The sequence below is a fragment of the Verrucosispora sp. NA02020 genome (assembly GCF_013364215.1).
Taxonomy (GTDB): Bacteria; Actinomycetota; Actinomycetes; order Mycobacteriales; family Micromonosporaceae; genus Micromonospora.
Genome location: NZ_CP054923.1, coordinates 2,288,642 through 2,314,357 on the forward strand (window position 1 = coordinate 2,288,642; position 25,716 = coordinate 2,314,357).

The 25,716-nt window shown below is 71.8% G+C and carries 20 protein-coding genes; 13 read left to right on the forward strand and 7 right to left on the reverse strand.

Annotated features, from left to right (window positions below; translation table 11 throughout):
- The first annotated feature begins 31 nt into the window (after positions 1–31).
- Positions 32–1,264, forward strand: a complete 1,233-nt coding sequence (gene glgC / locus HUT12_RS10025; protein WP_131054211.1) for a glucose-1-phosphate adenylyltransferase — start codon at positions 32–34, stop codon at positions 1,262–1,264.
- The gene (gene pgm / locus HUT12_RS10030; RefSeq protein ID WP_176093203.1) at positions 1,261–2,907 is read left to right on the forward strand and encodes a phosphoglucomutase (alpha-D-glucose-1,6-bisphosphate-dependent); all 1,647 of its coding nucleotides are present in this window, start codon (positions 1,261–1,263) and stop codon (positions 2,905–2,907) included. The genes glgC and pgm overlap by 4 nt, the downstream gene beginning before the upstream one ends.
- A gap of 62 nt (positions 2,908–2,969) precedes the next feature.
- On the opposite strand, the gene HUT12_RS10035 is transcribed toward pgm, so the two are convergent.
- Both HUT12_RS10035 and HUT12_RS10040 read right to left on the reverse strand, forming a co-directional pair.
- Positions 2,970–4,829, reverse strand: coding sequence for a polysaccharide biosynthesis protein (locus HUT12_RS10035; protein WP_131054213.1), 1,860 nt, complete (start codon positions 4,827–4,829; stop codon positions 2,970–2,972).
- A 203-nt stretch (positions 4,830–5,032) separates the two neighbouring features.
- Entirely contained in the window at positions 5,033–5,959 is a 927-nt protein-coding gene (locus tag HUT12_RS10040) for an NAD(+)/NADH kinase (RefSeq protein ID WP_176093204.1), read from the reverse strand.
- 328 nt (positions 5,960–6,287) lie between these two features.
- On the opposite strand from HUT12_RS10040, the gene HUT12_RS10045 reads away from it, so the two are divergent.
- From HUT12_RS10045 to HUT12_RS10060, 4 genes are read left to right on the forward strand one after another with little or no spacing between them, the layout of a single operon-like run.
- The gene (locus HUT12_RS10045; RefSeq protein ID WP_176093205.1) at positions 6,288–7,481 is read left to right on the forward strand and encodes a glycosyltransferase; all 1,194 of its coding nucleotides are present in this window, start codon (positions 6,288–6,290) and stop codon (positions 7,479–7,481) included.
- A 20-nt stretch (positions 7,482–7,501) separates the two neighbouring features.
- A complete protein-coding gene (locus HUT12_RS10050) occupies positions 7,502–8,773 on the forward strand; it encodes a hypothetical protein (RefSeq protein ID WP_176093206.1) in 1,272 nt (423 codons plus the stop codon).
- Positions 8,770–10,035 (forward strand): hypothetical protein, encoded by a 1,266-nt coding sequence (locus HUT12_RS10055; protein WP_176093207.1) that lies wholly within the window; start codon positions 8,770–8,772, stop codon positions 10,033–10,035. The genes HUT12_RS10050 and HUT12_RS10055 overlap by 4 nt, the downstream gene beginning before the upstream one ends.
- Complete coding sequence (locus HUT12_RS10060; protein WP_176093208.1) at positions 10,032–11,213, forward strand: polysaccharide pyruvyl transferase family protein; 1,182 nt, start codon at positions 10,032–10,034, stop codon at positions 11,211–11,213. Before HUT12_RS10055 ends, HUT12_RS10060 begins: the two co-directional genes overlap by 4 nt.
- A gap of 33 nt (positions 11,214–11,246) precedes the next feature.
- Here HUT12_RS10060 and HUT12_RS10065 read toward each other — a convergent pair whose 3' ends face one another.
- The 3 genes from HUT12_RS10065 to gmd are packed head-to-tail and all read right to left on the reverse strand — an operon-like array spanning position 11,247 to position 14,571.
- Complete coding sequence (locus HUT12_RS10065; RefSeq protein ID WP_131052494.1) at positions 11,247–12,362, reverse strand: DegT/DnrJ/EryC1/StrS aminotransferase family protein; 1,116 nt, start codon at positions 12,360–12,362, stop codon at positions 11,247–11,249.
- The gene (locus HUT12_RS10070; RefSeq protein WP_176093209.1) at positions 12,359–13,561 is read right to left on the reverse strand and encodes a glycosyltransferase; all 1,203 of its coding nucleotides are present in this window, start codon (positions 13,559–13,561) and stop codon (positions 12,359–12,361) included. Before HUT12_RS10070 ends, HUT12_RS10065 begins: the two co-directional genes overlap by 4 nt.
- Positions 13,558–14,571: a GDP-mannose 4,6-dehydratase gene (gene gmd, locus HUT12_RS10075; protein WP_131052496.1), complete on the reverse strand. Its 1,014-nt coding sequence runs from the start codon at positions 14,569–14,571 to the stop codon at positions 13,558–13,560. The genes HUT12_RS10070 and gmd overlap by 4 nt, the downstream gene beginning before the upstream one ends.
- Positions 14,572–14,749: 178 nt before the next feature.
- Between gmd and HUT12_RS10080 the strand changes: the two genes are divergently transcribed.
- A complete protein-coding gene (locus HUT12_RS10080) occupies positions 14,750–15,991 on the forward strand; it encodes a glycosyltransferase (RefSeq protein ID WP_176093210.1) in 1,242 nt (413 codons plus the stop codon).
- A gap of 53 nt (positions 15,992–16,044) precedes the next feature.
- Entirely contained in the window at positions 16,045–17,175 is a 1,131-nt protein-coding gene (gene wecB / locus HUT12_RS10085; protein WP_236145662.1) for a non-hydrolyzing UDP-N-acetylglucosamine 2-epimerase, read from the forward strand.
- On the opposite strand, the gene HUT12_RS10090 is transcribed toward wecB, so the two are convergent.
- Positions 17,104–17,877: an acetyltransferase gene (locus tag HUT12_RS10090; protein ID WP_255446602.1), complete on the reverse strand. Its 774-nt coding sequence runs from the start codon at positions 17,875–17,877 to the stop codon at positions 17,104–17,106. The genes wecB and HUT12_RS10090 overlap by 72 nt on opposite strands.
- 126 nt (positions 17,878–18,003) lie before the next feature.
- Here HUT12_RS10090 and HUT12_RS10095 point away from each other — a divergent pair, with 126 nt between their 5' ends.
- A complete protein-coding gene (locus HUT12_RS10095) occupies positions 18,004–19,227 on the forward strand; it encodes a glycosyltransferase family 4 protein (protein WP_176093211.1) in 1,224 nt (407 codons plus the stop codon).
- Positions 19,228–19,339: 112 nt separating this feature from the next.
- Positions 19,340–19,879, forward strand: a complete 540-nt coding sequence (locus HUT12_RS10100) for an acyltransferase (RefSeq protein WP_131052501.1) — start codon at positions 19,340–19,342, stop codon at positions 19,877–19,879.
- Positions 19,880–19,885: 6 nt separating this feature from the next.
- Here HUT12_RS10100 and HUT12_RS10105 read toward each other — a convergent pair whose 3' ends face one another.
- The gene (locus HUT12_RS10105) at positions 19,886–21,910 is read right to left on the reverse strand and encodes a hypothetical protein (RefSeq protein WP_176093212.1); all 2,025 of its coding nucleotides are present in this window, start codon (positions 21,908–21,910) and stop codon (positions 19,886–19,888) included.
- A gap of 172 nt (positions 21,911–22,082) precedes the next feature.
- On the opposite strand from HUT12_RS10105, the gene HUT12_RS10110 reads away from it, so the two are divergent.
- The 3 genes from HUT12_RS10110 to HUT12_RS10120 are packed head-to-tail and all read left to right on the forward strand — an operon-like array spanning position 22,083 to position 25,712.
- The gene (locus tag HUT12_RS10110) at positions 22,083–23,039 is read left to right on the forward strand and encodes an NAD-dependent epimerase/dehydratase family protein (protein WP_131052503.1); all 957 of its coding nucleotides are present in this window, start codon (positions 22,083–22,085) and stop codon (positions 23,037–23,039) included.
- A complete protein-coding gene (locus tag HUT12_RS10115) occupies positions 23,036–24,514 on the forward strand; it encodes a lipopolysaccharide biosynthesis protein (protein ID WP_176093213.1) in 1,479 nt (492 codons plus the stop codon). Before HUT12_RS10110 ends, HUT12_RS10115 begins: the two co-directional genes overlap by 4 nt.
- Positions 24,495–25,712, forward strand: a complete 1,218-nt coding sequence (locus HUT12_RS10120) for a glycosyltransferase (RefSeq protein ID WP_176093214.1) — start codon at positions 24,495–24,497, stop codon at positions 25,710–25,712. The genes HUT12_RS10115 and HUT12_RS10120 overlap by 20 nt, the downstream gene beginning before the upstream one ends.
- Positions 25,713–25,716: the final 4 nt, after the last annotated feature.

Sequence of the window (25,716 nt, forward strand, 5' to 3'; positions counted from 1 at the left end):
GAAGCGGCACGGGGATGGATAGCGTCTGGTCATGGCTGCCAAGGTGCTCGCGATCGTCCTGGCCGGCGGAGAGGGCAAGCGCCTGATGCCGCTGACCACGGACCGGGCCAAGCCGGCCGTCCCGTTCGGCGGGATGTACCGCATGGTCGACTTCGTCCTCTCCAACCTGGCCAACGCCGGCTATCTGAAGATCGTCGTGCTGACCCAGTACAAGTCCCATTCCCTCGACCGGCACATCACCAAGACCTGGCGGATGTCGACGCTGCTCGGCAACTACGTGACGCCGGTGCCCGCGCAGCAGCGTCGGGGCCCCTGGTGGTTCGCCGGTTCCGCCGACGCGATCTATCAGAGCTTCAACCTGATCTACGACGAGCAGCCCGACTACGTGATCGTCTTCGGTGCCGACCACATCTACCGGATGGACCCCCGGCAGATGGTGGAGGACCACATCGCCTCCGGTGCCGGGGTGACGGTGGCCGGCATCCGGCAGCCGCTGCACACCGCCGACCAGTTCGGCGTCATCGAGGTCGGTGAGGACGGTCGGCGGATCCGGGCGTTCCGGGAGAAGCCCACCGACGCGATCGGGCTGCCCGACGCCCCCGACGAGATCTACGCCTCGATGGGCAACTACGTCTTCACCACCCGCACGCTGATCGAGGCGGTGGAGCGCGACGCCGAGGACAAGACCAGCAAGCACGACATGGGCGGCAGCATCATCCCGATGCTGGTGGAGCGCGGCGAGGCCAACGTCTACGACTTCCGCGACAACGAGGTGCCGGGCAGCACCGACCGGGACCGGGGCTACTGGCGCGACGTGGGGACGCTCGACTCCTTCTACGACGCCCACATGGACCTGATCAACGTCCACCCGGTGTTCAACCTCTACAACTTCGACTGGCCGATCTACACCGACCAGCCGCCGTACCCGCCGGCCAAGTTCGTGCACCAGTGGGGTGAGCGGGTCGGTCGCGCGGTCGCCTCGATGGTGTCGCCCGGCGCGGTGATCTCCGGCTCGCTGGTGGAGAACTCGATCGTCGCGCCGAAGGTCAAGGTGCACTCCTGGGCACACGTGGACGGCGCGGTGCTGATGGAGGGCGTCGAGGTCGGCCGGCACGCGGTGGTGCGCCGGGCCATCCTCGACAAGAACGTCTACGTGCCCGAGGGCGCGGAGATCGGCGTGGACCTGGAACGGGACCGGCAGCGGTACACCGTCTCGGACAACGGGATCGTGGTCATCGGCAAAGGACAGAAGGTGGAGCCGTGAGCAGTCACCCGCGCGCCGGTCAGCCGGCCCAGCCCGCCGACCTGGTCGACGTACCGCGGCTGGTGACGGCCTACTACGCCGAGCATCCCGACCCGGCCGACCCGGCGCAGCAGGTCTCCTTCGGCACCTCGGGGCACCGTGGGTCGAGCCTGCGCAACGCGTTCAACTCCGACCACATCCTGGCGGTCACCCAGGCGCTCTGTGACTACCGGCGGGAGCAGGGCGTCGACGGGCCGCTGTTCCTGGGCCGGGACACCCACGCGCTCTCCACCCCGGCGACCGTGGACGCCCTGGAGGTGCTCGCCGCCAACGAGGTCACCGTGCTGCTGGACAGCCGGGACGGCTACACCCCGACCCCGGCGGTCTCGCACGCCATCCTGACCCACAACCGGGGTCGCACCAGCGGGCTCGCCGACGGCATCGTGATCACCCCGTCGCACAATCCGCCGGGCGACGGCGGGTTCAAGTACAACCCGACCCACGGCGGTCCGGCGGACTCCGACGTCACCCGGTGGATCCAGGACCGCGCGAACGCGATCCTCGCCGCCGGGCTCAAGGAGGTGCGGCGCATCCCGTACGCGCGGGCCCGCGCCGTCGACACCACCGGCACGTACGACTTCCTCGGCGCGTACGTGGACGACCTGCCGGCGGTGATCGACCTGGACGCGATCCGCGACGCCGGGGTGCGGATCGGTGCCGACCCGCTCGGCGGGGCGAGTGTCGACTACTGGGGCGAGATCGCCCAGCGGCACCGGTTGGAGTTGACCGTGGTCAACCCGACCGTGGACCCGACGTGGCGGTTCATGACGCTGGACGGCGACGGCAAGATCCGGATGGACTGCTCGTCGCCGAACGCGATGGCCTCGCTGATCGCGATGCGCGCCGACTACCAGGTGGCCACCGGCAACGACGCGGACGCCGACCGGCACGGCATCGTCACGCCGGACGCCGGACTGATGAACCCGAACCACTACCTGGCGGTGGCGATCGCCCACCTGTTCCGGACCCGGGAGCAGTGGGGTCCGGACGCCGCCGTCGGCAAGACGCTGGTCTCCTCCTCGATGATCGACCGGGTCGCCGCCGACCTCGGGCGTCCACTGCTGGAGGTGCCGGTCGGCTTCAAGTGGTTCGTGCCCGGGCTGCTCGACGGCGCGGTGGGCTTCGGTGGCGAGGAGAGCGCGGGCGCCTCGTTCCTGCGTCGCGACGGCGGTACGTGGACCACCGACAAGGACGGCCTCCTGCTCTGCCTGCTCGCCGCCGAGATCATCGCGACCACCGGCCGGACGCCCAGCGAGCACTGGGCCGAGTTGGCCGACCGGTTCGGTGCGCCCGCGTACGCCCGGATCGACGCGCCGGCCACCCGGGAGCAGAAAGCCGTGCTCGGCAAGCTCTCCCCGGAGCGGGTACGCGCCACCGAGCTGGCCGGTGAGCCGATCACCGCCACGCTCACCTCGGCACCCGGCAACGGTGCGCCGATCGGCGGGCTCAAGGTGACGACCGCCTCGGGTTGGTTCGCCGCCCGCCCGTCGGGCACCGAGGACGTCTACAAGATCTACGCCGAGTCGTTCCAGGGGCCCGAGCACCTGGCCCGCGTCCAGCAGGAGGCGCAGGAACTGGTCACCGAGGTGCTGTCCGGCGCCTGAGGGCCCCGCGGGTACGCCGCGTGCCGTCACCCGGTGTGGGTGACGGCACGGTGGTGGCGCGTTCAGCGGGCCAGCGGGATGCCCGGCTGGCGTTCGCGGGCCGTACCCGGCAGGACGCCGCAGAGCGCGGCGAGTTGGTCGACGATCAGGCCCGGGTCGCCGAACGGGTCGAGGGCACTGACCTCAAGTGGGTCGAGGGCCGGCACCGTCACGTGCGAGATCAGCGGGTGCAGCGGCCGGTGGTCGGTCTCGCCGTGGCCCAGCAGGTCCTCGTGCAGCTTCTCGCCGGGGCGCAGTCCGGTGTAGACGACCTGCACCGGGCTGGCCGCCTGGGCGACCATGCGGCGTGCCAGGTCGTCGATGCGGACCGGCTCGCCCATGTCGAGCACCAGCGCCTCTCCGTCGCGTCCGATGCTGGCCGCCTGGAGGACCAGGTGCACCGCCTCCTGCACGGTCATCAGGTACCGCGTCACGTCGGGGTGCGTGACGGTCAACGGCTGTCCCGCCTCGATCTGCCGCTGGAAGGCGGTCACCACGGAGCCTCGGCTGCTGAGCACGTTGCCGAACCGGACGCTGAGGAAGGTGCCCGGGTGGGTCGCCGCCGCGTGGGCGGTGAGCATCTCGGTGAGGCGCTTGGAGTAGCCGAGCACGCTGATCGGGTTGGCGGCCTTGTCGGTGGAGATGTTGACGAAGCGGGCGACGTCCCGGCAGGCGTCGAGGACGGTGAGCGTGCCCCAGACGTTGGTCTTGATCGCCTCGCCGGGGTGCCGTTCCAGCAGGGTCAGGTGCTTCAGCGCGGCGGCGTGGAAGACGATCTCGGGGCGGCGGTCCCGCATGATCCGCCGGATCCCCTCGTCGTCGCGGAGGTCGGCGAGGATGAGTTCGGGGCCGTCGAGCAACGCCCGTCCGGTGAGGGACATCTGGAGGCTGTGCAGCGCGGACTCGTCCCGGTCGAGCATCATCAGCTCGCCCGGGTTGGCACGCATGATCTGTCGGCAGAGTTCCGCGCCGATCGAGCCCCCGGCGCCGGTGACCAGCACGCGGCGGCCGGCCAGGCCGTTGTCGTCGAGCGTCAGGTCGCCGACCACCTGGCGGCGGCCGAGCAGGTCACTGATCTGCACGTCGCGGACGTCGCTGACCCTGATCCGGTGGTCCACCAGTTCCCGGACCGGCGGAATGATCTTGAAAGCGGCGCCGGTCCGGAGGGTGATCTCCCGGATCTCCCGGATCAGCGTGGCGTCGGCGTTCGCCACCGAGAAGATCAGCGTGGTCGCGCCGGTGCGGCGGACCGCGTCGGCGAGATGCTGCCGGCCGCCGAGCACCGGGACACCGGCGATGCGCAGGTCACGCCGCTCCGGGTCGTCGTCCAACGCGCCGACCGGCAGGTAGCGTCCCTTCGGGTCGCCGAGCATGGCCCGGACCAGCCCCTGACCGGCCTCGCCGAGGCCGAAGAGGAGCACCGGCGTGGCCGAGCGGGCGTCCGGTCGCATCGCCCGGTCCCGGCGATGCCGGTGCAGCAGGCGCGAGCAGAGCATGAACAGCAGTGCCAGCGCGCCGCCGACAACCGGGATGCTGGCCGGAATCGGGCGGTCGCCGACGGCGAGCAGGGCGAGCAGTACCACTGCCGACGTGGTGGCGGTCGTGCCGGCGAGCCCGCGGACCTCCTCGATGGTGCCCAGCGGCTGCCGGCCGGAGTAGATCCGCCGTAGCGCGCTGATGCCGACGTGCAGCACGGCGGTGGCGGCACCGAGCAGCATCACGTCGGCGGCATGGTCGGCGGTGAGTACCTGTCCGTACCGGGCCCAACCGGCCACCGTGAAGCCGCCGACCCAGGCGAGGGCGTCGGCGGCGAGGAAGACGGCGGTACGGCGTCGGTTCACTCTGGTCCGGTCCTGGGGCGTCGGCGTTATCTCGGGTGGCATGACGATCTCCCCTGTCCTGTCCGTGGCCGGTGGAGACCCACATCAGGTCAGGAGCCACGTACGTCCCCTAACTGCTTAGTCGAATTAAGGTCGTGCGATTCCCTGTTTCACGTTTATCTGTCCGGTCGTTCATTTCCGGAAGCGCGAAGAATTGTCGCGTGCGGGGAAACGGGAAACATTCTCCTGATGCGGAGGCGTCAAATTCACTCCGGAGGTGGTATCCGGCGGTCGAGGCGGTGACGCAGTTCCTCGGGGAGTAGCTCCCGCAGTTGCTCGGGCAGCAGCGGCAGGTCCAGCAGGCTCAGCTTGAGCTGGCTGCGCTCCTGGAAGCGACCGGGGTCGAGGCGTACCACCAGGCCCGCGTCGTGCCGGTAGCGGATGTCGACCGCGCCGGAGGTCGACCTCTCGCGGATCAGCAGCCCGTCGACCTCCACCGCCACCGGCCCGGAGCCGGGCCGCAGCTCCAGCCGCACGTTCTCGTCGGGGGAGAGCACCACGGCACGGGAGATGCCGGACATCGGCGCGCTCGGGGTCACCACGACCGCCCGGGTGGCCGGGGAGATCAACGGCCCGCCTGCGGCATAGCTGTAGGCCGTCGACCCGGCCGGCGTGCTGACCACCACCGCGTCGCAGCGGTAGTAGCCGTAGCGGCGCCCGTCGACGGCCAGGGTGGCGGTGACGAAACCCTGGCCGGGCGCGCGGATCAGCGCGATGTCGTTGAACGCGACCACGTCGTCGCCGCACACGTCGCAGGCCAGGCAACTGTGCCCCGCCACGGTGTAGTCCCGGGTCAGCAGCCGGTCCAGTGCCGCCGGCACCTCCGGCGGCTCCACCTCGACCAGGAACCCGACCTTGCCCAGGTGCACGCCGAGCACCGGCTTGGGGTCGTTCACGGCCATCCGGAGCGCGCCCAGCATGGTGCCGTCCCCGCCGATGCTGATCAGCACGTCGGAGCGGGCGACGAGGTCCGCCGCCGACATCGCCTGGACCGAGTCGGGGACCCGGTGGCGGTCCTCGACGCGTACGGCCAGGGTGGCGTCGTGCCGGACGGCCCAGGCCGCGATGGTGTCCACCACGGGCGAGGTGTCCCGGGTGGGATGGAGCACCAGCCCGAGCCGGATTCCGTCCATGTGCTCAGCTCACCACAGTCCGGTCGGTCGCACCGGGCCTACCGGCCCACGTCCGTCAATTGCGTATGCGAGTTCTGTTGCCCGCGATGTGACGACCATTCGCGAATTCGCCTCGCGGTGTCGCCTGTCTGGCATTCGTCGACCACGATGCTATTTTGGCTATTCCGTCTCGACCCCGAACGAATATCGCGGAGGCCGACGTATGAGTGGTGAGCCGGGCCAGGTTCGCGTTCGAGAGGCGACGTTTCCACCGCCCGGTCGGCAACCGGCGGGTCATGGTGCGAACGGACGCCGTCCCGTCGTGCCGCCGCGCCGACGGGTCGCCCTGGTGACGCACGGACTGCACCGCAACGGCGGGGTGGGCTCGGTGGTCGACTGGCTGTACGAGGGGTTGACCGCCTCCGGCCGGTACACCGTGGACGTGCACGACCTGGCGACGTCCGTCCGGGACACCGCCAGCCGGCGGTTGCTGGCACCCCGGTCCTGGCGGCGCGCCAGCCTGCTGCGTCGATGCGACACGGTGCCGCACGAGCGGTACTGGGGCGCCAACGCGGTCGAGGTGGAGGCCATGCGGTACCGGCCCCGGTCGGAGCTGACCGCCGCGTTGTCCGGATACGACTGCATCCAGGTCGTCTGCGGTACGCCCGCCTGGGCTGCTCCGGTGCTCGCCGCCGGTCCGCCGGTCGTGGTGCAGATGGCGACGCTCGTCGCGTGGGAACGGGCCCACCGTCCACTGCGGCCCTGGCGTCCGGCGGACCTCTGGCGCGCGGCGATGACCCGGCTCACCTCCCGGATCGAGCGGTCGGCGCTCGGCGCGGCGGACGCGGTCCTGGTGGAGAACCAGGTGATCTTCGACTGGGTGGAGTCGCTCGGACTGCCGAACGTGCTGCTCGCGCCCCCCGGCGTGGACACCGCCCGGTTCGTCCCGTCGCCGTCCGGCTGGCGTGCCGACGGATACCTGCTCTCGGTCTGCCGGCTCGGCGATCCCCGCAAGGGGCTCGACCGGATGGTCCGGGCCTATACCGAGGCCCTACGACGTCGGCCGGACCTGCCACCGCTCGTCCTCGCCGGCAGGGGGCGCCTCACCCCGGGCGTCGCGGCGCTCGTCGCGGGGACCGGACTGGGTGATCGGGTCCAGGTACGGGCCGACGTCCCCGCCGACGAACTCGTGGCGTTGTACCAGGGCGCGTCCGTCTTCCTCCAGACCTCCTACGAGGAGGGACTCGGCCTCTCCGCCGTGGAGGCGATGGCGTGTGGTCTGCCGACGGTGATCACGGCCACCCACGGCGCGCGCGAGTGCGTCGCCGACGGCCGGACCGGCTGGTTGGTACCCCTCGAACCCGCCGACGAGGTGAGCGACGCCGTCGCGGCCCGGCTGCTGGACATCCTGGACACCTCCGGTCCGGCGATGGCGGAGGCCGCACGTCGTCGCTGCGAGCGACTCTTCTCCCGCCGGACCGCCCTGCGCCGGTTCACCGACACCTACGATCGCCTGCTGGCCGACGGGACGGCTGACCGGTGACCTGCTCGACGTCGTACCGCGTGGCCGAGGACCGACCCGCGACTCCGGCGACGGACCCGACGAGGCCCCTGCGCGGCCGTCGCCGCAAGCTGCCCCGGCTGAACTGGCTCCTGCAACTCTTCCCGGTGAGCACGATGGTGGTGGCCCCGTACGCCGTGCTCGTCGTCCCGATGGCGGTGCTCAACGGCAATCCGGACCTCGGCTTCATCGTCATGCTGCTGGCCCTGGCATTGCCGGGGTGCCTGCTCGTCGAACTGGCCTTCCTGCGGCGGGTGGGCCGGCGCGGTGAGTGGCAACGCGGCCTGAACCGGGCCAGTGCCGGTCACCCCCGCCTGTTCACGATCGCCCGGGCGGTGACGCTGGGCAGTGTCTCCGCCGACCTCGTCGGCGTCTGGGCCGGTCGTGGCACGATCTTCAGCCAACTCACCGGTGAGGTGGCTTCGTCCCCGGCGGCCATGCTCAGCTCCCTGTTCATGGGCTGGCGGTACCTCGCCTTCGCCCTGCTGGTCGCGAGCCTGCTCGCCGGACAGGCTGGTCGACTCGCCTGCCTGCGCTGGGCGACCTGTCTCATCGGCACCCAGGTGGTGGTGGCGGTGACCACCGCGTTGACCGCTCCCCTGATGGGCTACCTGACCTTCGTGGTGGCGCTGGCGGCGCTCTGCGGGTTGCTGCACACCCGTTTCGTGGTGATCGCCGTCGTCGCGCTGTTCCTGATCTGGCCGACGATGTACGCCGCCCGCAACGAGATCCGGACCGACGGTGGCGTGGCGGTCGACGAGGAGGTCACCTCCGCCGACCGGCTCCGCTTCGACCTGCAGGTGACCCGCGCGAGCGAGTACGACGTGCCGGTCGACATCGAGCGTCCCGGCCCGTCCGAGATTGTGCGGTACGGACTGCTGCCTCGGGCACTCGACCCGGACCGGCCGGCCCTGTCGACCGGCGCGCGGATCAACGAGTATCTCGGTGGGACGTCGACGTCCGCGTACACCTTCCTCGCGCTCGGCACGATCTACTTCCTCGACGGTCCGTGGGGTGTGGTGGTGTTCTACACCGGTTGGGCGCTCGTCGGGGTCCTGCTGCTGCGGGCCGGTGGCCCACCCGGACCGATCCGTCTCGCGCTCTTCGGTTTCGTGGTGGCCAGTCCACTGATGTGGTCGAAGGTCTATCCGGAGTCGATGATCTCGTTCGTCCAGTTCTCCGTCGCCGCGCTGCCGGTGCTGCTGCTCCTGCGGCTGACCCGGGACCGGACGCCGACGTCGGCGCGAACGCCGCGTACCCGGCTCCCGACGTGACGACCCGCGCGGCGTCGCGGCCCGGCCCGCCGGCCGGGAACGAGATCACCCGGGCGGGCGGGCGGCGGGCGTTCGTCCGGCGCACGGTGGTGGCGCTGTCGGTGAACGGGCTGTCCAGCGTGGGCAACCTGATGGTGTCGGTGTCCGTCGCGCGCGGTGAGTCGCTGTCGAGACTGGGGCAGTTCGCCCTGGCCTTCTCGATCTACGTACTCGTCATCGGCCTGGTGCGGACGGCGGTCACCGAGGCGGTGCTGGCCGCGCGGACCGGGCCGGCACGGCACGAGATCACGCGGGGGGCGCGTCGGGCAGGTGCCGTCGCCGTGCTGGCCGGGTTGCTCACCGCTGGCACCGGAGTGGTGGTCGGCGCCGACTACCTCACCGTCACCGGCCTGGCTCTGCCGGGACTGGTGGTCTACGACTACGTCAAGGCGATCAGCATCGGTGTCGGCGGTGCCCGGGTCGCGCTGGCCCAGGAAGGTGTCTGGCTGGGCTGCACCGCGCTGGCCGTCGGGGCGGCCGTGGTCGCCTCGGTGCCGCCGTTCATGATCTTCGTCTGCTGGGCGTTCTCCGGTGCCGTCATCGGCGTCGTGGTCGCCCTGCGGCTGCGGTACGACGTGGTGCCCGGCTGGGGGCTCGACCGTCGTGGCACCCGCGTGGCCGCCTCCTTCGCCGCGCAGTTCCTGGTCACCACCGGTTCGGCGCAACTGGCTCTGAGCGCGCTGGCCGCCACGGCGGGGGTGGCGGTGGTCGGCGCCCTCGGCGCGGCCCGGACGGTCTTCGGGCCGGTCACCCTGCTGATGACGACGCTCTCCTCGCTGATCGTGCCGTACCTGGCCCAGACACGTCCGGAGACGGGACGGGCCCGGCTGCGGGTGGCCGGTTCGGTCGTCGCGCTGACCGTCGGCGTGATGCTCCCGCTGGTGCTGATGGTGTGCCTGTTGCCGGACGACATCGGGCGGGCCGTGCTGGGCGACAACTGGCACGCGGCCCGTCCGCTGCTGCCGCTGCTCTCCGTCGAGGCGTTGCTGGCCCCCATCGCCCTCGTCGCCTTCGCCGGGCACCGGGTGGCCCACGCCGGTGGGCGCGCGTTGGCGATCGGTGTGGTCCTCGGACCGCTGCGGATCGCGACGATCGTCGCCGGTGGTGTCCTGTTCGGAGCCGGTGGCGCAGCCGGCGCCCTGGCCGTACTCGCCCTGGTCAGCGCCGTGTGCTGGTGGTCCAGCTATCTGCGGCTGGGCGGGCGGAAGGGAGTTGTGCGGTGACCCGTACAGTCGGACTGGTCTGCCTCGGTGAGGCCGGCAACTTCGGTGACGACCTGATCCTGATCGCCGCGGTGGCCGCCGCCGGCGAGGTGGACGAGGAGACCGAGGTGCGATATCTCAGCTTCGGTCGCCCCATCGACTGGACGGCGATCTCGGCCCGGCTCGGTGCCGCACTGCGCCCGCGACCGGTGCGTCCGGGACGGGACCTGCCCGGTTCCCGCCGCAGCGAACTGAGCTTCCAGGGCTGCCACGCGGTGCTGTTCGGCGGCGGTGGTCTGCTCCAGACCAGCCACCATCCGCACACCCCCTACCGGTGGCTGAGTTTCCTGCCCCGACACCTGCCGGCGGTGCCGGTGCTCGCCGTCGGACTCGGACTCGGCCCGCTCAGCGCGGACTGGGAACACCGGCTGCGGGCACTCGGTTCCCCGTTCGACGAGTGCTATCTGCGCGACGGCGACTCGGTGACCCTGGCGGAGCAGCGGCTGGGGTGGCGGGCCCGGCGCTGCCGGGACTTCGTCGACCGGACCTTCCTGGACGGGTTGGGGGTACGCCCCGCGGCCGCGCCCGACCGCCCGAAGGTGCTGGGTGTGGCGCTGCGACGGTGGCCGGGGCTGGACGTGACCGTCACCGCCCGCCACGTGGCCCGGGTCGCCGAGCGGTACGGCGTCGACGCGGTGCGCCTCTTCGTCCTGGAGGCGGGGACCGGGGGACCCGACGTGACCTTCACCGAACAGGTGCGCCGGCACCTGGCCGGCGCAGACGCGACGGTGCTGCCGTACGAGGGCGTGGACCTGCTCGACTTCGCCGCCGCGATGGCCGAGTGCACGGTCGCCGTCTCGATGAAGCTGCATTCGAGCGCGCTCTGGGCAGCCCTGGACGTGCCGATCCTGCCCATCTCGTACGCGCCGAAGACGGCGGCCTTCTTCGACCGTCCCTTCGACGGGCTGCGGATCTACGACCGGGTGCTGCCGCCCGCCGTCGACCCGGACGCGGTGCCACGGGCGGCCGAGGTGGTCGGACCGTGGTTGCGGCGGGCGTTCGCCGGGCGGGTGCCCGGCACCCGCGCGATGTTGAGCACCGGGGACAGGCTCAGGTTCCAGACCTCCGGCACGGCGGTCAACATCTACCGGCGTCTCGGTCGTACGGTCCGGAGCACGATCGGCGCCGGCTCGCGGTAGCCTGCGCCGATCGTCCCGGCCGGATCCGGGCGCTCAGTCGGCCAGGGCGGCGCGGACCCGCTCCACCACCGTCTTGACCTCCGCCTCGCCCAGTTCCGCGTGGGTGGGCAGGTTGATGCCCCGACGGCTGAGGTCGGTGGTCACCGGGCAGTCCGCCGCCGGATCGTGGTGTGCGGGCAACTCGGGGATCGGCACGAAGAAGGGTCGGGTCTCGACTCCGCGCCGGTCGAGCGCGCGGGCCAGCGCGTCCCGCGACGTGGCGTCGCCCTCGGCACCGACCAGGAACGCGGCCATCCACGCCCCCCGGCGTACCCCGGGCAGCACCGGTTGGCGGGTCAGCGCCGGCTCGTCGGCCAACTGCTCCTCGTAGCCGGTGATCACCCGGTCGCGCCGGGCGATGATCTCGTCGGCCCGGTCGAGCTGGGCGCAGAGCAACGCCGCGCTCAGGTTGGTCATCCGGTAGTTGTAGCCCAGCACCGGGAAGTAGTAGCGGCGGTGCGGGTCCATGCCCTGGTTGCGCAGCAGACGCATCCGGTCGGCCAGGGCGTCGTCGGAGGTGGTCACGCAGCCACCCTCGCCCGAGGTGATCACCTTGTTGCCGAAGAACGAGAACGTGGTGACGTCGGCCAGCGACCCGGTGGGATGCCCGTCGAGCGTGGCGCCGAACGACTCGGCCGCGTCGGCGACCAGGAGCAGCCCGTGCCGGTGGCAGAGATCGCGCAGGGCGGGGTAGTCGGCCGGGTGGCCGTACAGGTCGACGGCGATGACCGCCCGGGTACGCGGGCCGATCGCCGCGCGGACGGCGGCCGGGTCGACGCACCAGCTCTGTGGCAGCACGTCCACGCAGACCGCGCGGGCACCGCAGTACGCGACCGCGTTCGCCGTCGCCACGTAGGTCAGTGCCGGGACGATCACCTCGTCGCCCGGCCCGATGCCGGCGGCGGCGAGCGCGAGGTGCAGGGCCACCGTGCCGTTGCCGGTGGAGACGGCGGCGTCCACGCCGCAGCGGCGCGCGAAGCGTTCCTCGAACTCCCGCAGGTAGGGGCCGTGCGACGAGATCCAGCCGCTCCGGATCGCGTCGACGACGTAGCGCTCCTCCAACTCGGTGATGCTGGGCCGGGCGACCGGGAAGCGCTCCGGCGCGCTCACGACACCACCTCCGGATCGAGGGCGGTGGCGAACGCGGACCGGGGCACCGGGCCGGGCTGCCCGTCCGCCGCCCAGCGCAGCACGTCCAGGTAGTCGCGGCCGGTGGCCGCCCAGGTGCGGGTGGCGAGCCGACCGTCGGCCCGGCGGGACGCGGCGGCGTAGTGCGCGCGGTCGTCCGACAGCCGGCGGACCGCGTCGGCCAGCGAGGACGGGTCGGTGGCCCGGAACACCGCCGCCTGCGCCCCGGTGAACTCCAGTTGGGCCAGCAGCGGTTCGGCGTCGGCACAGGCCACCGGCAGCCCCCAACTGAACGCCTCCAGCATCGTCCCGCTGGCCGCCTCCCAGAGCGAGGGCACCACCACCGCGTCGGCGCGGGCGTAGAGCGCGTTGAGGTCGTCCAGGCTGACGAAGCCGGGGAACGACACCCGGCCGCGCAGGTCCGGCTGGGCGGCCCGCGCGAGCAGGCGACTCGCCTCGGGCTCGACGAGCGGCCCCGGACAGACCAGGCGGTACTCCGGCAGCAGTGCCATCGCCTCCAGCAGCGTCGCGTGGTTCTTGTGCGTCGCGGTCGACGACGGATAGATGAGCAGGCCCGGTTCGGGTCGGGCGCTCGCGCGCTCCGGCGCGGGCTGGAAGGTGGGCGTCGGGATGAGCACGGTGCGCTGCGCCGCCTCCGGGAACAGGCGCAGCGCCTGCCGGTACGGGTGCGGCCAGGTCACCACGACGGCGCTGGCCCTCGCCACGTTCTCGCGGACCACGGCCGCGTACCCGGGGGAGTGGAAGTCGGCGTGCAGGTGCCGCAGGTCGTGCAGGACGACCACCGACCTGCCGGACCCGGTGGGCGCACAGTGGAACGGGTACAACGTCACGTCCGCGCCCGACGACGGCGGTTCGGAGCGCTGACGCAGCAGGTTGACCGTCCGCCGGACGGTCACCGAGTTGCGGACCCGGGTCGGGGTCCAGCGCCGCAGCAACTGTCCGGCCGGGTTGTCCGACCGCAGCGGCTGGGCCACCTCGGTCCAGTCGATCCGGTCGGTGGGCAGGTGCCCGCGCCACTGGTCCAGGGTGCCGCGCAGGACGGTGACCCGCAGGTCGCAGGAGTCGTCGGCGGCCATCCCGGCCAGCAGGCCGTACGCGAACGCCTCGACACCGGCCGCGTGGCCGGGCCGGATCGGGGTGGCCTCGACGGTGACCCTCATCGGTCCACCCGCACCAGACGTCCCATCCGTTCGTCCTCGAGCAGTTGACGGTCGGCGTCGACCATCACCCGCACCAGGTCCCCGAAGAGGGTCTTGGGTGCCCAGCCGAGGCGGCGGCGGGCCTTGCCGTAGTCGCCGATCAGGGCGTCGACCTCGGCGGGCCGGTAGTAGGCCGGGTCGATCTCGACGTACTGCTCCCAGTCCAGGCCCACCTGGTCGAAGGCAGCCTCGACGAACTGGCGGACGGTGTGTCCCTCGCCGGTGGCGACCACGTAGTCGTCCGGGCTGTCCTGTTGCAGGGCCAGCCACATCGCCTCGACGTACTCCGGGGCGTAGCCCCAGTCCCGTACCGCGTCGAGGTTGCCCAGGTAGAGCCGGTCCTGAAGGCCCGCCTCGATGCGGGCGACCGCTCGGGTGACCTTGCGGGTGACGAAGTTCTCGCCGCGCCGGGGGCTCTCGTGGTTGAACAGGATGCCGTTGACGCAGAACATGTCCCACGACTCGCGGTAGTTCACCGCCGACCAGTACGCGTAGACCTTGGCGCACGCGTACGGACTGCGCGGGTGGAACGGTGTCTCCTCGCGCTGCGGGGGCGGCGTCGAGCCGAACATCTCCGAGGAGGACGCTTGGTAGTAGCGGCAGTCGATGCCGGCGGCGCGGACGGCCTCCAGCATGTGCAGGGCGCCGAGCGCGGTGACGTCGGCCGTGTAGCCGGGGATGTCGAAGGAGACCCGGACGTGGCTCTGCGCGCCGAGGTTGTAGATCTCGTCCGGCCGGACGTCGCGGATCAGCGAGGTCAGCGTGGCCGGGTCGGTGAGGTCACCGTAGTGCAGGAACAAGCGGGCGTCCGAGTTGCGCGGGTGCACGTCGATGCGGTCGAGCCGATCGGTGTTGAACGACGACGAGCGCCGTTTGATCCCGTGCACCGTGTATCCCTTGTCGAGCAGGAACTCGGTCAGGTAACTGCCGTCCTGCCCGGTGATTCCGGATATGAGTGCCACTCGTGACATTAAGTCCCCTAGTGCTGTGTCGGCGGTGTGGTCGCCTGGCTTTTATAGCGTTTTTCGGGGTCTGGATTTCCTGTTTACGCATACTGTTCGGAAGGTGTCGCCTGCCGCCTTCGGCAGTCACCGCTAAAGCGTTCGATCGTTGGGCCAAGCAGTCCCGTGCGCCGGCGAGGAGCTGAAGATGGTCAACGACACCACCCCCGTGTCGCAATTCCGGGAAGAACTCTCGGAATACGACGAGAAACAATTCCGTGTTCTCGTCACGGCGGAGTACTTCGTTCCCGGATGGCGGGCCGGCGGCCCCGTACGCTCGATCTCGGACGTGCTCGCCAAGGCCAGCGACGACATCGAGACGACGATGTTGACCCGCGACCACGACCTCGGTTCGCCCGACCCCTATCCCGGTCTCTCCGGCCGGTGGGCGCGATTCGGCCGCACCAACATCTTCTACCTCGGAGTACGCCGTCCGGCGCACTGGCGACAGCTCTGGCGTGCGTTGCGCACGGTCCGGTTCGACCTGCTCTACGTGAACAGCGTCTGGTCGACCTTCTCCATCCTTCCCATCGTCGCGGCCCGGCTCGGCCTGCTGCGGGTGCGGCGCGTGCTGGTGGCCCCCCGGGGCGAGTTCGGGTCGGCCGCGCTGCGGCTGCACGGCCTGCGCAAGCGGATCTTCCTGGCCGGCTGGCGGTGGATGCTCGGGCAGCCGCGGGTGCTGTGGCACGCCACCACTCCGGCCGAGGCCGCCGACATCCGGCGGGTGCTGCCCCGGGCCCGGATCGGGGTGGTCGCCGTCGCCAGCGGCCCCGAACCGGAGCCGGAACCGGTCGCGCTGCCGCCGACCGCGCGGGCGCGGCTGGTCTTCATCGGACGGATCTCCCCGATGAAGAACCTCGACCTGGTGCTCCGCGCGCTCGCCCACGTGCCGGTGCCGGTCCGGCTGGACGTCTACGGTCCGGTGGAGGACCCGGGGTACTGGCGGCGCTGCCAGGAGCTGATCGCGGCCCTGCCCGAAACGGCCACCGTCTCCTATCGCGGGGAGCTGCATCCCGACCACGTCCGCGAGACCTTCTCCCGGTACGAGGCGTTCGTGCTGCCGACCCGGGGCGAGAACTTCGGCAACGCCATCGCGGAGAGCCTGTCGGCGCACTGCCCGGTGGTCTGCTCCGACCGCACCCCCTGGACCGCCGTGCTGCGTGACGGCGGCGGGCTGGTGCTGACCGAACTGACCCCGTCGGCCCTGGGTGCCCTGGTCACGCAGGTCGCCACCGCCGCGCCGGAGCAGCGGTACGCGGCCCGGGTGGCCGCCGGGGCGGCGTACCGGCGCTGGCGGGCGAGCCTGACCCGGGTCAGCGTGCTCGACCAGGCGCGGCACGTGATCCGTGACCCGGCGTACCGGGTGCCCCCGCAGGGGCGTACGTCCTGAGCCGGTGGCCCTGCCGCCCACCGCACCGTTCATCTGCAAACCGCTGTGAGGAGATGCCCGTGACCCGGGTGATGACCGTTGTCGGGACCAGGCCGGAGATCATCCGGTTGGCCCGGGTGATCGACGCGCTGGACCGGACCGTGGAGCACACGTTGGTGCACACGGGACAGAACTGGGACCCGGCCCTTTCCGACATCTTCTTCACCGAGCTGGGTGTCCGCGCACCGGACCGGTTCCTGCGGGCGGACACCAGTTCGCTCGGCAGTCTGCTCGGTGCGGTCCTGGTCGGCACCGAGGCCGCGATCGCCGAGACGCGTCCGGACGCGCTGCTGGTGCTCGGTGACACCAACAGTGCGATCTCGGCGCTGATGGCCCGGCGGATGAAGGTGCCGGTCTACCACATGGAGGCCGGCAACCGCTGCTTCGACCTGAACGTGCCGGAGGAGACCAACCGGCGGATGGTCGACCACGTCGCCGACTTCAACCTGGTCTACTCCGAGCACGCCCGGCGCAACCTGCTCGCCGAGGGTCTGCACCCCCGGCGCATCCTGCACACCGGTTCGCCCATGCGCGAGGTGCTCGATCACTACCGGCCGCAGATCGACGCCTCCACCGTGCTGGCACGGCTCGACCTGGAGCCCGGCGGCTACGTCGTGGTCAGCGCCCACCGGGAGGAGAACGTCGACCACCCGGACCGGCTCCGACGACTGCTGGACTGCCTCTGCGCCGTCCGCGACGAGTGGGGCCTGCCGTTGCTGGTCTCCACCCATCCACGCACCCGCAAGCGGCTGGAGTCCCTCGCCGTGGACGGTACGCGGCTGGAGTCGATCGCCTTCCACGAGCCGTTCGGCTTCTTCGACTACGTCACCCTGCAACGGCACGCCCGGTGCACGCTCTCGGACAGCGGCACGGTCAGCGAGGAGTCGGCGATCCTCGGCTTCCCGGCGGTGACCCTGCGCGAGTCCATCGAGCGTCCGGAGGCGCTGGACACCGGGGCGATCGTGATGACCGGTCTGGACCCGGCCGGGGTGGTGGAGGCGGTCCGCGTCGTGGTGGCGCAGGCCGCCGCCGGTGCCGCCGGGTGTCCGCTGGACTACCAGGTCCCGGACACCTCACGCCGGGTGGTCGACTTCCTCCTGTCGACCGTGCGCCGCCATCACGACTGGGCGGGCATCCGGCACTGAGGACGGCGTCGGCCGGGCCGGTACGCCGGTGACCACGACACCGGCCGGGACGTCGCGGGTCACGCAGGCCCCGGCTCCGACGACGGCGTCCCGGCCGACCGTCAGCCGGGGCAGGACGGCGGCGGTGGTGCCGACCATCACGCCCTCGGCGAGGCGACAGTGGCCGGAGACGGCGGCCAGCGGGTTGACCGAGACGTAGTCGCCCAGCACCGCGTCGTGCCCCACCGTGCAGTTCTGGTTGAGATGGACGTGTCGGCCGAGGACGACGTTGGTCGTCACGCGCGCGCCGCCGGCCGCGAACAGTCCCTCGCCGACCACGCAGTCCGTGCCGATCTCGGCATCCGGGTGGATCACCGTGGCGGCGGTCAGCCCGTGGTGGGCGATGGCCTCGGCGGTCTCCCGGCGCAGCCGTGGTCGGCCGACGCCGAGCGCCACCCGTGTCCGGGTCGGAAGTTCGCCCAACCGGCGGGTCGGGCCGAGGAAGGGCACCCCGAGACGGTGCACCAGGGCCACGTCGGGCTCGGTGGGGTAGTCGTCGACGAATCCGAGCACCCGCCATCGCGGCGAGTCGGACACCGGCGTGTTGAGTAGACAAATTACCCGATATACCTCACGGCCCATCCCGCCGACTCCTACGATCACTACGTCGGTCGTCACCCGTGGCTCCCTCGCCCGCGGAGAACGCCGGTCGCTCTCCGCCATCTGAACCGTCCCGGCGCGTCGATGGTGACGGCCGTGCCGGCATCCGGCCCCAGGGTCCACTTCGGACCGGACGGCGCGGCTGCGGCCTGCGGTGACGGCATCCGCTCTCTGAAGGTGAGCCACACAGTGACCAAGCTGGTGAGGACCCGTCCGCCCGACGTCGCCGGCATGCCCCGGTCGGCGTCGCGGTCCGCCGTCGAGGCGGCGGGCTACCGGGTCGTCGCGACCGCCGGTGTGTTCGAGCCCGGTTTCCGGGGCGGCGGGCCGATCCGCTCCCTGCGGTACATCCTGGACACCCTGCCGGAGGGGATCGACGTCACCCTGGTCACCCGGGACCGCGACCTGCGCTCACCGGTGTCCTACCCGGGGCTGTCCGGGCGGCTGCTGCACCGCGACGCCCGCGCCGCCGTGTTCTACCTCGACCCGTTCGCCCTCCGGCACTGGGCCCGGCTGCTGCGGCACGTCCGCTCCCGGCCGGTCGACCTGCTCTATCTCAACAGCCTCTGGTCGGCGTTCTCGGTGGTGTCGATCCTCGCGGTCGCCTCGGGCGTGCTGCGCGCCGGGGCGATCCTGCTCGCGCCGCGCGGTGAACTGGCGCCGGCCGCCCTCGACATCAGGTCGCGCAAGAAGCGACTCTTCCTGTCGGTGTGGGCGCCGCTGCTGCGTCGGCTCGACGTGCGCTGGCAGGCGTGCAGCCGGCGGGAGGAGGAGCAGATCCGGGCGGCCGTGCCGTGGGCCCAGGTGATGGTCAACGGCAACGAGTGCGCCGTGCCGGAGGATCCCGCCCCACCCGCCGAGCCGCGCGAGGGGCCGCTGCGACTGGTCTTCGTCGGCCGGATCTCGCCGATGAAGAACCTGGTCACCGCGCTGGAGGCGGTGGCCGGTACGACCCGGCCGATCGAGTTCGACATCTTCGGGCCGGTGGAGGACGAAGAGTACTGGGCACGGTGTCGCGGGATCGTCGAGTCGATGCCCGGACACGTCCGGGTCGCCTACCGGGGCGAACTCCCGGCGGCGCAGGTGCTGGACACCTTCGGCCGGTACGACGCGTTCCTCTTCCCGACGCTGGGCGAGAACTACGGTCACGTGATCGTCGAGAGTCTGGCCGCCGGCTGCCCGGTGATCTGCTCCGACGAGACGCCGTTCAGCGCGCTGATCGCCGAGGCCGGGGGAGCGGTGGTACGCCCCGCGACACCGGCCGCGTTCAGCGCCGTGCTCGACCGGCTCGCCGCCCGGCCGGTGGCCGCTCGTGCCGAGGCGAAACGGCTCGCCGCCCGGAAGTACCGGCTGTGGCGGCGGCAGAACCGGGAACTCCACGTGCTGGAGCACGCCCGTCGGTTCTGCCGCTGATTGTCGAGTCGCCGGGTCCGTCACCCGTACCCGGTCCGGCTCGTTAAGAGGGTGTCCGGCGGTGCGGGCGCGCCCGCCCGTCGCCGCGTACTTCGTCAGGTGAGGACGTCAGGTGTCTCGTCGCGTTCGTACGCTGGTCCAGCGGGTGCGGGACCATCTCGCCGCCACCCGTGACCCGGAGGCGTTCGCCCGTTCCCTCGGGGTGAACCTGACCGGCCGGGTCCGGTTCTATGGGATCAGCCGGGCGATGTTCGGCTCGGAGCCCTGGCTGATCACCATCGGCGACAACGTCTTCATCACCTCCGAGGTGCAGTTCGTCACGCACGACGGCGGCACGCTGATCCTCCGCAAGGAGCACCCGGACCTCGACTGGACCGCGCCGATCGTGATCGGCGACGACGTCTACATCGGGATGCGGTCGATGATCCTCGCGGGGGTCACCATCGGCAACCGGTGCGTGATCGGGGCGGGCTCGATCGTCACCCGGGACATCCCGGACAACACCGTGGCCGCCGGGGTGCCGGCGCGACCGCTGCGGACGACCGACGAGTACCTCGCGCGGTTGCAGGCCAAGTCGTTGGGGATCGGCCACCTGCCGGTGCCCGCCAAACACGAGGCGATGAAGCGGATCTACGGGGTGACCACGGTCTGACGGCCGTCAGGCCCGCCGGTAGGCCACGCGGGGTGGCGGGAACTGGTGTACGCCGCCGACCGTGATCGCGCCCAGGACGCCGGTCACGCCGGACACCTGGTAGCCGTACCGGTCGCCGGACATCGCTGTCCGGTCGGTGCCGATGTTGAGCGCCGTCTCGCCCGCCGCCTCGGCCAGCAGCGTCGGCGCGGTGCTGCCGGTGCCCTGCCAGACGAGTGCGTACCAGTGCCAGCCGCCGGGCAGCATGACCGGCGTGCTCAGCACCGACTCCTTGATCCCGGAGGTGGTCACCGCCAGCGTGCCGAAGTCGGCGATCGGGCCGAGGAGCGCGGGCCGCCCGGTCGTCGGGTCGTGGGCGTACACGCCGTGGCGCAACACGCCGGTGCCGGCTGTGGTCACCTCGACGCAGGCCCGGTCGACCGGCGTCGGCTCGGCCAGGTAAACCGGGTGCAGCAGGAGTCGCTGGAACGCGCCGGTGTACGTGCAGGTCCGGGTCGGACCGGCCAGCGGCAGGAAGTAGCTGCCGACGCCGAGCGTCACGCCGGGCACCTGCGGTGGTGCCGGCGGTGCGGGCTGGGCGCGCCACATGCCGTAACCGGGCGAGACCGGTACCGAGTACGGGATGCCGTCGACGGCGACCCGGTCCGGCACGGCGAGGTTGGTCGGACCGTCCGCGACCAGTCGCCGGTGGAACAGTTCGGGCGCCGCCATCCGGGTCTGGGCGGCCGGGTCGACCCGCTCGATCACCACCACGTCGTGGGTGCCGGTGGAGACGACGATCTCGGTGGCGGTCGAGGGCGGTGCCAGGTAGCGACGGTACGCCGTGCCGGTCACCGAGTCGTTCGGCTCCAACGTCCGTCCCCACACCAGTTGCGGGTAGTTCTTCTTGAGACTGGAGCTGACGAACCAGCACTTCGCCGTGGTGTGCCGGGCCCGCGTCGCCGGCTGCCCGTCGTCGAAGGGCAGCAGTCCGACGGCGATGCCCCACTTCTGCACCCCACCGGAGTCCACCACCCACTGGGTCATGCTGGCGGCCGGTGTCAGCGGGTCCCGCAGCGTGGCCGGGGTGATGTCGGTGAGGACGGTCAGGGTGTCGAGCTTCGCCCAGGTCGACCAGTTGAGTGAGCCGGCGACCCCCACGTTCGCCATGAACTGCCGGCGGCTGCCGCCGGTCGGCACGGTCAGCGCGGAGCACTGGGTGACCCCGGCGTTCAGGGCGAAGCGGCTCAGCGCGGTGACCGTCTGCGAGATCAGCAGCCCGTCCGTGCTCCAGCGGTACAGGTTGTCGATCCGGCACAGCGACGGGATCCGCGACATGATCGTGGCGATCGGCGTGCCGATGTTCGCCTGGGCGGTGTCGATCATCCCCTGGTAGGAGGGGATCAGGTACGACTCCCGGATCCGCAGTTCCTGGCCGGTACGCCGACCGTCCGGCAGCGCCCGACCGTCGAGTTCGACACTGACCACGTGGGTGTGGGTGGCCGGACGGATCTGCACGTCCGGCGTGAGTCCGGTGATCGGCACGGTGGTGCGGTTCGTGGCGCCAGAAAGGTGGGTCAGGGGTGCCGCCGGCCGGACCCGCGCGCCCTGGGCGATGCCGTCCACGATCACGTACGGGTTGCCGAAGAGCAGGCTGTTGGCGTTGGTGATGGCGAGCAGGGTGAACACCCGGGTGCCGTCGGTCCACCGGGAACCCACGTCGGCGGTGGTCTTGCCGTGGTTGGTCACGGCGATCTGGTTGCCCACGTTGTACCCGTGGTTGCCGCCCACGTACGACCAGCCGGTGTTGATCGGGCAGTTGTCGTCGGAGGTGTCGTGGATCGGGGTGCCCACGGCCGACGGGGAGGGCCACACCTGCGCGTCGGTCGCCGTCGACGGGACGAGCGTGACCTGCGGCAGGCTGGAGTGCCACATGCCGACCATGCCCAGGGGATAGGCGATGTTCGCCGGCATCAGCACGTCCCGGGTGGCGTCGAATCGCGACCGGACGGTCATCAGGGCGTTGGAACGGTAGACGATCAGTTCTCCCATGGCCGGCACCTCCGCCGTGATGCGTACCGATGATGTCACTGTGCGCCACGTATCCCCTGGTCGGCGGCGCACGGTCGGCTCCCGGACAGCAGTACGGAATTCCGCGAACGCGGGACGCTGACCCAGATGAGTGGATATACATAGCTTCGACATTCATTCGGGGGTTTTGTCCATGCGCATTCTGGTCACCGGCGGGGCCGGTTTCATCGGATCCAATCTGGCCCGCGCCGCGTTGGCGGATCCCGCCGTCAAAGAGGTGACCGTCCTCGACGACCTCTCCGTCGGGCTCCCCGGCAACCTGGACGGACTCGGCGTCGACCTGGTCGAGGGCTCCATCCTGGACCCGGTCGCCCTGGACACGGCGATGGCGGGCCGGGACGCGGTGGTCCACCTGGCCGCCCTGCCGAGCGTGCCCCGCTCCCTGCGGGACCCGGTGGCCTCCCACCACGCGAACGCGACCGGCACGCTGATGGTGCTGGAGGCGGCCCGCCGACACCACGTCGGACACGTCGTCGTCGCCTCCTCGTCGTCGGTGTACGGCACGAATCCCGCGCTGCCCAAGGCGGAGCTGACCTGGACCCGCCCGATGAGCCCCTACGCGGCGAGCAAGCTCTCCGCCGAGGCGTACGCGTTGGCGTACCAGGCGTCGTACGGCCTGTCCACGCTGGCCTTCCGGTTCTTCAACGTGTTCGGGCCCGGGCAGCGGCACGACCACGCGTACGCGGCGGTGATCCCGCGCTTCGTGTACGCCGCCCTGCACGGCGAGCCGGTCGTGGTGCACGGCGACGGCACCCAGTCCCGCGACTTCACCTACGTCGGCACGGTCTGCCAGGTCATCCTGGACGCGCTGCGCCGTCGGGTGCAGCACCCGCACCCGGTCAACCTCGCCTTCGGGGCGCGAGCCACCCTGCTGGAGGTCGTCGACGAGCTGGAGGGCCTGCTCGGGCGGCCGATCGCCCGCGAGTACGCCGCACCGCGCGCCGGCGACGTGCCGCACTCCCTGGCCGACGACGCCCGCCTGCGGGACCTGTTCCCCGACGTGATCCCGGTCGACCGACTCGACGGCCTGCGCGCCACCGTCGAGTGGATGTCCGGGCGGCGCGACGTCGCTTCCGCCGGGACCCGGTGAACCGGGCGGCGAGCCGGACCGGACCGGGGCGGTCGACCGCCCCGAGCGTCCCGGTCGACCCCGCCACGACGCCGCCCGCCGTCGACACACCGCCCGCCGTCGAGACTCTGGCGGCGGCGGGTGACCGGGACCGCCGCGTCACGGTCGGCATCGCCACCGCGATGGCGGCGAAGGGGATCGGCCTGGCCGCGCCGCTCGTCGTCACCCCGGCCTGCTTCGGCTACCTCGGCGACCAGCGGTACGGCCTCTGGATGGCGGTCACCGCGCTGACCGGCATGGCCTGGTTCGCCGACCTGGGGCTGGGCAACGGTCTGCTGACCCGGCTGAGCCACCACGTCCACGACGTCCGGGCGCAGGCGCGGGAGATCTCCAGTGCCTTCGCCACCCTCGGCGCGGTCGCCGTGGTGCTGGTCGTCGCGCTGGTGGTGGTCGTACCCACGGTGGGATGGGCCGGGCTCTTCGGCGTGACCGACGCCCGGGTCGCCGCGGACGCCACCACGATGGTGCTGCTCTGCTTCGGGGCCTTCGCCGTCAACATCCCGCTCTCGCTGATCCAGCGGATCCAGTACGCCCGGGGCCAGGTGGTGCAGAGCAACGTCTGGCAGTCGGCCGGTGCGCTGGTGGCGATGGGCGCGGTGCTCGGCGCCATCGCCGCCGGATGGAGTCCGCTGGTGGTGATCGGCTGCGCGGTGCTGGCCGTCCCGCTGACCAACCTGCTCAACACGGTGGCCTACTTCTGGTTCCAGGAGCCCGCGCTGCGGCCCGGTCCGGCCCTGGTGGACCGGGCCACCGCCGTCGGCCTGCTCCGGCTCGGCCTCCAGTTCTTCGCGCTCACCACGATGTCGTCGATCGCGCTCAACATGGACAGCCCGCTCGTCGCGTACCTGCTCGGGCCCGTGGTGGCGGCCCACTACGCGGTGGTCGGGAAGCTCTTCGGCGTACTGTCGATCTTCGTCGGGCTGGTCGGTATGACGATCTGGCCGGTCAACGGCACCGCCCTGGCCCGGGGCGAGGTCGCCTGGGTACGCCGCAACACCCGGCGCATGGTGCTCCTCTACGGCGTCGTCGTCGGTGTCGTCGGCGGTGCGCTGGTCGGCGTCGGCCCCCGGCTGGTCGAGCTGTGGGTGAGCGACATCGACCGCGCCTCGGTGTCGGTCGCGCTCCTGGCCGGGCTGGCCGCCTGGTCCTTCCTGGTCGCCGTCACCTCCCCGTTGATCATGGTGCAGAACAGCGTCGGCCTGCTCCGGCCGCAGTTCGTCGGCTGGGCGACGTTCCTGGTGCTGGCGGCCGGGCTCAAGGTCTGGGGACTGCGGCAGTTCGGGCTCGTCGGCCTGCCGGTCGCAGCCTGCCTCGCGTACGTGCTGACCATGTGGCCGGCGGTGTTCGTGGGCTACCGGCGGGCGCTCGCCGGAGACCGGCCCCGTCGACCGGCCCGACGAGCGAAGGAGCCCGCAGGTGTCCAGCTTCCCGGATGACCCGACGACGCCGGGTACGCGCCGACCCGACCGCCCGTGCCGGGTGCTGCGGATCGTCGGTGAACTGAACTTCGGCGGCACGGAGATGCGCACCGCCGAGCTGCTGCCCCGGCTGGCCGCCGCCGGTGTCGAGGTGCACCTGGTGACGCTCAGCGACCGGATCGGCCCCGGTCCGCTGGCCGAGACGGTCACCCGGCACGGCGGCACGGTCACCCCGGTCGCACTGGACGCGCACTTCGTCCCGCGCCTGGTCGGGCTGCTGCGGCGGTGGCGTCCGGACGTGGTGCACGTCGACTGCGCCAACTTCTCCGGCGTACCGCTGGCACTGGCCCGGCTCTGCGGCGTACCCGTCCGGGTGGCGCACTTCCGGGGCGACGACAACGTCCGCCGCAGCCTGCGGCGGCGCGTCTACCGGCGGCTCTGCGGTCGCCTGCTGCGGCACAGCGCCACCGACATCCTCGGCGTCTCGCCCAGTTCGCTCACCTTCGGCTACGACCCGCGGTGGCAGCACGACCGGCGTTGCCGGGTGGTGCTCAACGGCCTCGACCTCGACCGGCTGCGGGCACCCGGCCGCGACGACCTGCGGACGCTGGTCGGTGCCGAACCGGGCGCCCTCGTCTGCGTCAGCGTCGGGCGTGCCTCGCCGGAGAAGCGGCGCTGGCTGCTGCCGCCGATCCTGGCCGAGCTGCGGTCGCTGGGCGTGCCGGCGCACGCCGTCCTGGTCGGTCCCGGCGACGGCGCGGACGACGACGCACGGCTCCGCGCCGAGGCGCACGCCGCCGGCCTCGCCGACCGGGTGCACCTGCTCGGTGCCCGGGACGACGTGGGTCACCTGCTGCGTCAGGCCGACGTGGTGGTGCACCCCTCCTGCCTGGAAGGGCTGCCCGGGGGAGTGCTGGAACCCGTCGCGCTGGGCGTCGGCACCGTCGCGGCCGACCTGCCCGGGGTGCGGTTCATCGAGGCGCACCTGCCCGGCGTGACGGTCGTCGACACCGACGCGCCGCCGGGAGTCTGGGCCGAGGCGGTGCGGACCGCCGCCGCGTACACCGCGACGACGACACCGCAGACGGCCGCCGCGCGCTTCACCGACAGCGTCTTCGCCATCGACGCCGCACTCGCCGCCCACCTCGCCGTCTATCGACCTCAGGAACAACCGACAGCGCAGCGGAGCCGGCAGACCGCCGGCTCGGAACGGTGATCGA